The following is a 1,260-nucleotide window of genomic DNA, read 5'->3' as shown; positions in this document are numbered from 1 at the left end:
CGAAATCACTAAAAGCCTTAAACGAAAGTACATTCTCTTTCTCCTTAATCCTTCTTCAACTCCATTTCCGATCCTTGCAACTCAATCCAGACGAAGTTTTCTTAACGCTCTTGCTTGGACAAATAGTGTGCGGGAACCGTATCCGGCTTCAGAGCGCCCTCCCAAATCATGCTGGTAATCCACCATCGTTTCCCGTCATAGACGAACTGCATGCTCACCAAACAACGGCCCTTTGGCGGACCATCCGGTGATTGCCAGCGGTACTCACATGTGCCCCAGCGCTGCGCTAGACGGCCATACTGCTCGGTGCGATGCCAGATCTGTTTCTCATAAATGCCGTTTTCCAACATGGATGGCCTGTACCATTCGATGTAATCCTCGACACCAAACTCGAAAATCTGGGTCGAGTCTTTGTTGGAGCCAAATGTCACGAAGCGAGCGCCTTCCCGGAACAGAGCGCGATAACGGTCCCAGTCACGCGCTTGGCCGGCCGGGCCCGAGACGATAGAGTAGATAGCTTGGGACAGCGTTTCCGGCGAGATCCAGTCGGGATGTTCCACTGAGGCAGTTACCGGTTCCGAAGCAAGTTTCGCACGAGCGATGACTAAGCCGATCATTGTGCAGAGAAAAACAAAGTGGAAGCCACGCGACATGAGCTTTTCCTCCAAATTGAGAATACTAACTTGAGCGCTTTTAAGATCAGTACCAAAGCGCATACTTTGCTAATCCTATGCTCCAGCGGATAGCTTCGGAGCAACAAATTAAAATATGCAGAATTGTTCCCGATGATTCAACAGAAAACCGCAAAGCATAAAATAGACCCTAATATTAGGAATCCTTTATCCGTTAGACCCCCTTTTGACTCCCTCATTTGGAGGACCTTTCATTCCGCTAAACTTTTTCAATACATTTGAGAGAAAACGACTCATATTATTGTCATAATAAATGTATCAGTCTTCAACCATCCGATAACTGTCCACAAAGTTATATGTCCGTGTCAGGTTTCTTCCTCTGAAGTATTATGTCAAAGCCGAAGCTGGTCCTTTATTCTCAAGAACTCAAGAATTGCTCGTGTTTTCGTACTCTATTCAATACGGCGTTTCAAGCTGAGCCGGCAGAGACCGAAGACACATTTCTACATCGAGTTCAGGAAGGGAAAGCCGATGCCGCGGTGGTGTGCTGTTGCTCTGCTAGAGAGCAAGACGCGGAAGAATTGCTGCGGATAGAAGCACTCGCTGGCCCGTTACCCGTACTAATCTG

Annotated in this window: 2 protein-coding genes; one reads left to right on the top strand and one right to left on the bottom strand. The window is 47.9% G+C overall.

The genetic code is table 11. From position 1 onward, the window contains the following. Positions 1-101: 101 nt before the first annotated feature. Positions 102-653, bottom strand: a complete 552-nt coding sequence (locus tag MJD61_01630) for a hypothetical protein (protein MCG8553978.1) — start codon at positions 651-653, stop codon at positions 102-104. Positions 654-1,021: 368 nt separating this feature from the next. Between MJD61_01630 and MJD61_01625 the strand changes: the two genes are divergently transcribed. Beyond that, positions 1,022-1,260, top strand: a 239-nt coding sequence (locus MJD61_01625) for a hypothetical protein (GenBank protein MCG8553977.1), incomplete at its 3' end; no start/stop codon positions are given.

This window comes from Pseudomonadota bacterium, from assembly GCA_022361155.1.
GTDB lineage: Bacteria > Myxococcota_A > Polyangia > Polyangiales > JAKSBK01 > JAKSBK01.
This window is presented reverse-complemented; position numbering and strand designations above follow the sequence as displayed.

Coding starts and splice junctions, on each gene's coding strand:
- MJD61_01630 (MCG8553978.1), bottom strand. CDS start 653: ATGTCGCGTGGCTTCCACTTTGTTTTTCTCTGCACAATGATCGGCTTA.